Origin of the sequence: Micromonospora sp. ATA51 (genome assembly GCF_016802855.1) — a bacterium.
GTDB classification, from domain to species: Bacteria; Actinomycetota; Actinomycetes; order Mycobacteriales; family Micromonosporaceae; genus Micromonospora; species Micromonospora sicca.
In genome coordinates this window covers 1-7,762 of the sequence record NZ_JAEVHJ010000312.1, presented here as the reverse complement: position 1 = coordinate 7,762, position 7,762 = coordinate 1, and the positions used below count along the sequence as shown (strand labels likewise).

The 7,762-nt window shown below is 66.8% G+C and carries 8 protein-coding genes and 1 pseudogene; 3 read left to right on the top strand and 6 right to left on the bottom strand.

What is annotated here, in order from left to right; all coding sequences use genetic code 11:
- Nucleotides 1–391 precede the first annotated feature (391 nt).
- Nucleotides 392–1,452: pseudogene (locus JNW87_RS31260) on the bottom strand (winged helix DNA-binding domain-containing protein).
- Nucleotides 1,449–2,552, bottom strand: coding sequence for an NADP-dependent oxidoreductase (locus JNW87_RS31255; RefSeq protein ID WP_238454907.1), 1,104 nt, complete (start codon nucleotides 2,550–2,552; stop codon nucleotides 1,449–1,451). The pseudogene JNW87_RS31260 and the gene JNW87_RS31255 overlap by 4 nt, the downstream one beginning before the upstream one ends.
- Here JNW87_RS31255 and JNW87_RS31250 point away from each other — a divergent pair.
- Entirely contained in the window at nucleotides 2,499–3,527 is a 1,029-nt protein-coding gene (locus tag JNW87_RS31250; protein WP_109805050.1) for a YafY family protein, read from the top strand. The two genes, JNW87_RS31255 and JNW87_RS31250, sit on opposite strands and share 54 nt — an antisense overlap.
- A 564-nt stretch (nucleotides 3,528–4,091) precedes the next feature.
- Here the strand turns inward: JNW87_RS31250 and JNW87_RS31245 are convergent.
- The 3 genes from JNW87_RS31245 to JNW87_RS31235 form a co-directional block, all read right to left on the bottom strand.
- On the bottom strand, nucleotides 4,092–4,526 hold the full coding sequence (locus JNW87_RS31245; RefSeq protein WP_109805049.1) for a hypothetical protein: 435 nt from the start codon (nucleotides 4,524–4,526) through the stop codon (nucleotides 4,092–4,094).
- Between the two features lie 139 nt (nucleotides 4,527–4,665).
- A complete protein-coding gene (locus JNW87_RS31240) occupies nucleotides 4,666–5,163 on the bottom strand; it encodes a DinB family protein (RefSeq protein ID WP_238454906.1) in 498 nt (165 codons plus the stop codon).
- Between the two features lie 156 nt (nucleotides 5,164–5,319).
- Nucleotides 5,320–5,967, bottom strand: coding sequence for a TetR/AcrR family transcriptional regulator (locus JNW87_RS31235; protein WP_109805047.1), 648 nt, complete (start codon nucleotides 5,965–5,967; stop codon nucleotides 5,320–5,322).
- A 94-nt stretch (nucleotides 5,968–6,061) separates the two neighbouring features.
- On the opposite strand from JNW87_RS31235, the gene JNW87_RS31230 reads away from it, so the two are divergent.
- The gene (locus tag JNW87_RS31230; protein WP_238447661.1) at nucleotides 6,062–6,475 is read left to right on the top strand and encodes a heme-binding protein; all 414 of its coding nucleotides are present in this window, start codon (nucleotides 6,062–6,064) and stop codon (nucleotides 6,473–6,475) included.
- Between the two features lie 222 nt (nucleotides 6,476–6,697).
- On the opposite strand, the gene JNW87_RS31225 is transcribed toward JNW87_RS31230, so the two are convergent.
- On the bottom strand, nucleotides 6,698–7,168 hold the full coding sequence (locus JNW87_RS31225; protein ID WP_109806037.1) for a UPF0158 family protein: 471 nt from the start codon (nucleotides 7,166–7,168) through the stop codon (nucleotides 6,698–6,700).
- A gap of 151 nt (nucleotides 7,169–7,319) precedes the next feature.
- Between JNW87_RS31225 and JNW87_RS31220 the strand changes: the two genes are divergently transcribed.
- A complete protein-coding gene (locus JNW87_RS31220; RefSeq protein ID WP_238454905.1) occupies nucleotides 7,320–7,619 on the top strand; it encodes a hypothetical protein in 300 nt (99 codons plus the stop codon).
- The last annotated feature ends 143 nt before the right edge of the window (nucleotides 7,620–7,762 follow it).

Here is a 7,762-nt window from a genome sequence, read left to right as displayed (position 1 = left end):
CGTTTGTCTGCACCGAGCCGGGAAACCGGCAGAAACCGGCCACAACCACCCCGGCGGTCGCGGGTTGACACGGCCCCACTCCTTCAGGGATGACCTGCGGTAATGAGCAGCCGCAGGTGGGGGCGGGTGCAGTTGAGCGCCGTCGCGTGCTGTTGGATGCAGTTCAACGCCGTTCAGAGCACCCCACTGCTCCCCACGTGCTCCCCGATCCCGGCGCGCGACCGCGGGGTCGCCCGGGCGCCTTGGCGCTTCGCTTTGGCACGTCTTCATGGAACAGCACCGAGGCTGCCGTTTGCTCAGCGTGACCGCGCGCTGAGACACGACACGCACGGTCGGCGGCAGATGTGCGCACAGGATCATGGCTCGCGGGCGTCGGCTGATCGGGTGCGGGCTATGACGCTCGTCGGTGCTTGAGGAAGGGCAGCATCCGGTTCGCTTCGTCGTTGACGGCTTGCTGTTCGGCGGTTGGAAGAGGCCGAAACGGGATGAGTCGTATGTCGTCTCCGGTGAAGGACCAGGTTCCACGGACGAAGCCGTCGATGAGGATGGTGGGGCGTACCAGGGCCGGCCGGGCATGACCTGCTTGCGGTCTTCGTCGCTGATGATGCGGGTGCGGTCGGCGTGGCCCAGCAGGGCGTTGTCGTACGCGGGCAGCAGTCGCACGGGCGCTGGGATGTGCGGGTCGGGTAGGTGCGCGTCGGGCAGGTCGAGCAGGGTCTGGCCGTCGGGTCCGGTGTAGTGGCGTAGTTCGATGCCCATGTCCGCGACGACTTGGTTGAGCCGGGTTAGCCCGCTCCATGCCTGGACGTCGGCCACCGTGGCGGGTCCGAAGGCGGCGAGATAGCGGCGGATCAGTTCGTGGATCGCCGTGGGTTCGATGGTGTCGGCCGCAAGGGCGGTGACGGTGATGGAAGATCGGTTACCCCAGCTGCCCCAGGATGCGGTGGTGGGATCGTGGATGAGCGGGGTGCGTAGTTCGAATTCGCCGGCGAGGATCCGGCCGTCGCGGCCCGGGTGGCGGGCGGCGAGGCGTTGGGCGAGTTCTTTACGGGCGAGCGGTCCGGCGTCCAGCAGCGCACGTCCGTCGGCCATCAGCGTCTCGGTAGGCAGCCGGTTGCTGTTGCGCCGGAAGTACGGCGAGTTCGCGGTGCGGTCGAGGACGGGTTGCAGCAGGGGCCGCAGCCGACGGAAATCGTCGGCTGCGGCGATGTGCTGGGTGCTGCGCAGAAGGCTGGAGCGCACGACCTGCCCATCGGCCAGCAGGGTGGTCAGGTCGGCGTGGGTGAACCCGCGGATCCGGCTCCACAGCCCGACGTAGGGCCAGTTCGGTTCCTGTGCCTGCAGGGCGACCAGACGCCGGATCACGTCAAGCGGCACCTGGTCGGTGCGTTCCAGCAGGAACTGGCGCTGCAGCAGTGCCCGGTTGAGGGCGCGTCGCGACAGCAGCGTCATGCCAGCCGCAACGAAACGTTGCCGCGGTAGCCGCCTCGCAACAGCGACAGGAAGGCATCGGGCACGGCGTCGATGCCGGCCTCGACGACCGTCTGCGGGAAGACGAACCTGTCCTGGTCGAGCCAGGCCCTGAAGTGGGTGTGCCATGCGGCGATCTGGTCGGGCGTGTGGTAGCAGGAGAACGGCAGCAGCTCGATCCCCTTGGCTGCGGCGGCAGCCTGGTCGGGTTCAGGGAATCGCTGCGCCGCCGCACCCAGTTGGGTGGACAGCGATCCGCACAACGCGAACCGCGCTCCCGGCGCGGCGACCTCGAGCGCGGCCTCGTAGAGCGTGCCGCCGACGGTGTCGAAGAAGACCGTGATTCCCTCGGGTGCCAGTTCCTTCAGTGCGGCGACCGGATCCTGGTGGTAGTCGAATGCGGCGTCGATACCGAGCTCGCGGACCAGGTAGTCCGCCTTGGCTTGGCTGCCCGCACTGCCGATGACCTTCGAGGCGCCCAGATTGCGGGCGATCTGGGCGGCCAGGGAGCCGACGCCGCCGGCCGCGCCGGAGACGAACACGACATCGCCACGGCCGACCTTGGCCACGTCTGCCATGCCGTAGTAGGCGGTCGGTCCCTGGCCGAGGTGGTAGCTCGGATCCGGGTACGCGTCGCGGTCCAGCTTGACATACGAGGCGGCCGGCCCGGCGGAATGCGTACTCCAGCCGCTCATCGACTGGACCAGGTCGCCCCTCCCGCAGATCCGGGCTGCCGACCACAGCACCGTGCCGATGGCCGTGACGCCGATGCGCTGGCCCGGCTGCCAGGCCGGGATCGGCAGCTGGCAGTCGGAGCGCATGAGCTCGAGGTATGTGGCGGCCAGCCCCAGGTAGTCGGTGCGGACGACGACCTCGCCGCCGATCTCGGTCTCGACAACGGTGAAATGCTCCCGGCCGGGTACGCCAGCGATCTGGGTGGTCAGCTGAATCTCACGAGTGATCATGAGAATGACGCTAGACCGACTTCCGGTCACTTTCTGACCGGAAGCCCGTGCGAAGATCGCGACATGGCCAACACCAGTTCCCGAACGCTCCGGCTGCTGTCGTTGCTGCAGACTCACCGCCACTGGTCCGGCGCCGATCTGGCCGACCGCCTGGGGATCTCAGAACGCACCCTGCGCCGCGATGTCGACCGGCTGCGGGAACTCGGCTACCCGGTGCACGCCTCCCGAGGCACCGACGGCGGTTACCAGTTGGCACCCGGTGCGGTCCTGCCGCCGCTGCTGCTCAACGACGAGGAAGGCGTCGCGCTGGCGGTCGGCATGGGCGACGCCACCCAGAGCGGAATCGCCGGGATCGAAGACGCGGCGGTGCGCGCGCTGACCAAAGTGGTGCAGGTCCTCCCGCCGCGTCTCCGTGCCCGGGTCAACGCGCTACGCGCAATGACCATCTCGCCCACGGCCGCGGGACCGGTCGTGCCCGCCGAAGTGCTCACGGTGATCGCCCAAGCCTGCCGGGACGAGGAACGGCTGCGATTTCGCTACACCGCACGCGGCGGCCCCGACACCGAACGAGAAGTCGAACCCCACCGCCTTGTCGCGCTCGGCGGCCGCTGGTACCTGGCCGCCTACGACCTGACCCGACACGGCTGGCGCAGCTTCCGCCTCGACCGACTGACCAACCCGCGCAGCGCCGGAACGAGATTCCGTCCACGCCCCCTTCCCGCCGACGACGCCGCCCAGTTCGTGCGCACCTCCACCGGCGTCCCCCCAGCACACACCGTGCAGGCCCTGGTCCACGCATCCGCCGAACACGTCCGCCGGGTCGCCGGGCAATGGGGCACGATCGAACACATCGACAGCCAACACTGCCGTCTCACCATGGTATCCGCCAGCATGGACTGGCCCACCCAAGCACTGGGCAACATCGGCGCTGAATTCGAGGTGCTCAGCCCCCCGGAATTCACCGACCACCTCCGAGACTGGGGAACCCGATTCCTCCGAGCCGCACAAGGATCAGCCCCGGACCAACTCCCAACGGACACCGCACCAACCCGACGACGCAATCCACCGACCGAAGAAGCGACAGGATCTTGAGAAGGACGGCGCAACATCGGACTGAGAACCAGCGCGTTCGCCTACGCCACTGAGCCGACAAGATCCGCGGCAACCTACATGCCCACGTTTTGGCCGGGCGAACAGGTCACCGCGATAACCGCGACACCCTCCGTGAACCCGCGGCGGCTGCTGGGCGACGACCACCCACAACGAGGGTCGTCCAAAGCAACCTTGCCGCTGCTTCCCCGCCTGTCAACGAGAACGGACATGCCGGCGACCGTTCACAGGCGTAACGCTAACCCCAGCGCTGGCAGACCTAGCTCAAGCCATGCAATCCACCTCGATTGCAACGAACTCATCTCGGCAGGTCCGGATGCCCGTAGCCAAGGAATCGTGACGGTCCGTGGCCCCGGACCGCAGCCGATGGGTGCTCGGCCCAACCGCGTCATCCGAGCCGCACCATGCTCAAGGAGACGGCGTAACAGTTCGCGGTGCCTTCCACGTCCGGCATCGCCCGGCGCCGACCATCCCGCGTTCAGCAGGTACGAGGTGGCGCCACCGGACCCGGGGCCTGCTCCCACCAGTTGCCGATGCGCCAGAGGCTCAGGCGAAGTCGGGATGGTTGAGGTAGACCGTCACCGAGTTGCCCAAGTTGTTGGTGAACGTGGCCAGCCAGCCGTGCACCTCCGCCTTCTCGAACGGGTTGGAGTCGGTCAGCGCCGCGATCCACATCAGGTTGCGGTCCTTGTCCAGCCGGGCGAAGAAGCCTTCGGAGCCGTGGGCTCCGTCGCCGCCGCAGACGTAACCGGAGCCGCCCGGTATGGGGGCGTCCGCGCCGCGAAGGAGGCCGACGTGGGTTACGTTGTCGGGGTCCTCGTCCAGCATGACGTCAAGGTCGAGCGGCGGGCCGAGATCGAACCAGTCCAGCCTCGCTCCGCCGCCCATCTCGACGGCGCGTGCAGACCCGTCCGCCCGGTAGAGGCCGTCCCACCCCGGCGCGAGACCCTCGGCCCACAGTTGGACGATCTTGGTGGTCATCCCTTGCCGCCCCTTGTCTTCCACCCGCCTGCTCGAACCAGCCCTGCCAGTATGGGCAGCCGTTCTCGTCGCGGTCGGGCTTGCTCGGCATCCGTCTCTCTGCGGCGCACGCCTCGCGGCATGAGCGGACGTCCGCGCACTACTCGTTGATGAGCTGCTCTCGAAGAATGTCTGCGTGCCCACAGTGCTCGGCGAGCTCGCGCAGCACGTGGAGATACACCCACCGCAGCGGAAGCGGGCCCCGCCGGTGCCCGTGAAGGATGTCGTCCAGACCCAGGGATGACGTCGCATGGCGTGATGCTTCGCAGGCTTCGCGGTGTGCGTGCTGGACGGTGGCGATCGTGTCGTTGTCATCGAGGATGAACGACTCGTCTGACGTCGCAGGGATGCCGATCTCAGCGCGCGACCGGCACGTGACGGCTTCGTCAAACCAGACCTTCTCGACGAAAGTCGCGTGCTTCACAAGACCCAGCAGCGTGGTCCGGGAGGCCACCAACGATCGGCGCACCTGTTCCTCTGTCAGCCCGTCCAAGCAGCCGTTGAGCGCGCCGCGGTGCTCGTCGAGGAACGCCTCGAACTGGGCACGGGCTGGCTGTGCGACGACCTGGTCGGCGAAGGTAGGCGGGTAGGAAGGCATGGGCGAAGCATTCCAGACCGCCGCCCAGGAGCAACTAGCGGACATCGGCACGAGCGGTCGGCTGACTTGTCGGTCTCGCGGGTGCGGCCCTGACGCCCGCTCGGCGGCAGATCAGGAAGCCGGCGCCGATCGGTGTGGCGGGTAGGACTCCGCTGATCAGAGACCACGGTCGTCAGTCTGCGTCGGTGGTGGGAGTCCGACGAGCTTAGTAAGAAATCGGTCGACCTGCTCCGCGAGGGGTGGCCACGGCAGGTTGGGCTCGTTGATCCGTAGCGAGAGCATGCCGATCACCGCGGCACGGAGATCGAGCGCCAGGGTGAGTGGATCACCAGGCGGGGCGGCCCCGGCATTCATGCACTCCTGTATGGCAGCCGCGGTCCGTGCCAGCAGTACCTCTTTGAACGGCATGCCGGGACGTCGGCTGGCCTTGCTCTCGTGCATCACCTTGTAGAGGCCGGCATGTTCCTGCGCCCAGGCCGCCTGTGCCAGGATCCGCGCGCGCAGCCGCGACGCCGGGGCCTCGTACCTCGCCTCCGCACCGGAAGCGGTTTGCAGCATGTCTTCGTGGCAGCGTTGCATGGCGGCCAGCACGAGCGCATCGCGGTCCGGGAAGTACAGATAGACCGAGGTCGGAGAGATCGATAGTGCGCGCGCGATCGCGCGCAGGGACAGCGCTTCATCGTCGGCAAGCTCGTCGAGCATGTGTACCGCACAGGAAACGATCTCTTCCCGCAGCAGCTCACCCTGGCCCCGGGCATTCGGGCGGCGAGGAGCGGCTGAACGAGTAGTGGGCGTGCTGTCCATGGGCAGATCATTCCAGTCGTGGGATCTTGCGCTACGGTCGACCATGAGAATACAGTCATCCATGCAAGGACAGCCGTCCACTAAAGGGAGAGTCATGCCACTCACGCTCCGCGAGGCCCACGAGCTGATCAACGGCGCGCATCAGCGGGCCATGGATCTGGGCACCCACATCACGGTCGCCATCGTCGATGAGGGCGGCCACCTGCAGGCCCTCGGCCGCATGGACGGCGCGCCGCCGCTGTCGGCCGAAATTGCCAAGCACAAAGCGGCCAGTGTGGCTCTGATCCGTCGCGACGGCGCGGCACTGCGCCAGATGCAGGAGGCATGGCCCGCCCTCTTCAGCCAGATCGATCGGGCGGCGGGCCGGCCGATCCTGGCTGGCGCGGGTTCGATGCTGATCCGGCGAGCCGACACCGCCTTGGGCGCCATTGCAGTCAGCGGCGGACTGCCGCAACAAGACGACGAGTGCGCCGAAGCGGGACTTGCCGGACTCGCCGCTGGCAATTAGCCCGTCCAGGGCCGCCAGCGCCGGAGCGACCTGTGGTCGGCCACCGGGTAAATCCGTGACCGCCACTGTCCGCCGACGCCACAGACACCTAAGCGGCGCGCACGCACATCGGCAGTACCGGAAGCTGAAGCGCAGTGCGGACCAGTCACGGTCTGTGATGTGCGATCAGCGGCAGATGCGTGCCGTTCGTCTTACAGGAAGTCGCGCGGCGCGGACGCCAGCTCAGAAAAGGTTGGGATCTGGGTGCTCGGCCACGAAACGCTCGCCCGTTTCGTCGTCGACCAGCGAGTTGTCGACCAGCCATTCAACAGCCCGCCGCTTCGCGCGCACATCGCGGAAGGCGTACCACGCTGGCAGTAGGTGCGGATACTCCTCATGCAACTCGTTCTTGAACCGCCGGAAGGCGCCTTTGCCCTGGATCGCTCGCGCGAGTCTGCGGCCGGCCGCCGCGTCACTGATCCTCTCAGCGAAATCGGCCATGTCCTGATACCAGATGCAGGACGGCAGCGGGTCGATGCCCACCAGGTCGAGGTCGTCAAGGTCGACGGGCGTGTGTCCGTCGATGCCGCCGTCCGTCGTCCAGAACACGATCTCGCCGGTCTGCGGGTTGATCAGCCAACGGTGCTCGTAGTCGGTCTGGTCCTCGAGCGCGGTGGCGATCTCCTCTAGGTCTAGCCTGCCCAGGTCAAGCATCCGGCCACCATAAACCCGCCGATCATGACACGTCGATACGCCTGAAGGCGTCGCTGGCACCATCGGATGGCACTACCTCGACGTAAAGAGCCAGGAGGATGACGTCACCCAGCGGCTGGCGAATGTGTCGTGTGCCTACGCCTACAACCAGATGAAGGACAACTGGAACCAGATGACTTCATGCGAGGCGCCGATCAAGAAGGGCAGAGCCACCACTGTGTATGTCGCGGTGGATCTGCCGGAGTTGTCCTCGGTAAACCTTGAGGACCTCGACTGGAAGATCGATTGCACCTGTGACTGCCAGAAGTATTCGGTGGACCCGAACGCACCCACCGTTGTTTTCTATGCGGGCATCCCGAAGCCGGGCAAGTACCCGCTGCAGATCCAGATGAAAGACGATAGTTCCATGGTGGTCGCCGAGCAGAGCATTGCGTTCACCATCGTGAAGTGATCCTCAGGAAGTTTCGCCCGCCGTCCTTGCTATCCTCTTCGACCGTACGTGTTCAGCCTGAGGTGAGTCGCTGATCGGGACCTGTTGTCCACTGTGGCTGGCGTGCTGGCATGATCTTCGGGTGTCGTCCGAGCCGCAGCGTC

Bases quoted from the DNA above. Each gene is read 5' to 3' on its own strand.
- JNW87_RS31250 (WP_109805050.1), top strand. From the start codon at position 2,499: ATGGCCAACACCAGTTCCCGAACGCTCCGGCTGCTGTCGTTGCTGCAG.
- JNW87_RS31245 (WP_109805049.1), bottom strand. From the start codon at position 4,526: ATGACCACCAAGATCGTCCAACTGTGGGCCGAGGGTCTCGCGCCGGGG.
- JNW87_RS31240 (WP_238454906.1), bottom strand. From the start codon at position 5,163: ATGCCTTCCTACCCGCCTACCTTCGCCGACCAGGTCGTCGCACAGCCA.
- JNW87_RS31235 (WP_109805047.1), bottom strand. From the start codon at position 5,967: ATGGACAGCACGCCCACTACTCGTTCAGCCGCTCCTCGCCGCCCGAAT.
- JNW87_RS31230 (WP_238447661.1), top strand. From the start codon at position 6,062: ATGCCACTCACGCTCCGCGAGGCCCACGAGCTGATCAACGGCGCGCAT.
- JNW87_RS31225 (WP_109806037.1), bottom strand. From the start codon at position 7,168: ATGCTTGACCTGGGCAGGCTAGACCTAGAGGAGATCGCCACCGCGCTC.
- JNW87_RS31220 (WP_238454905.1), top strand. From the start codon at position 7,320: ATGAAGGACAACTGGAACCAGATGACTTCATGCGAGGCGCCGATCAAG.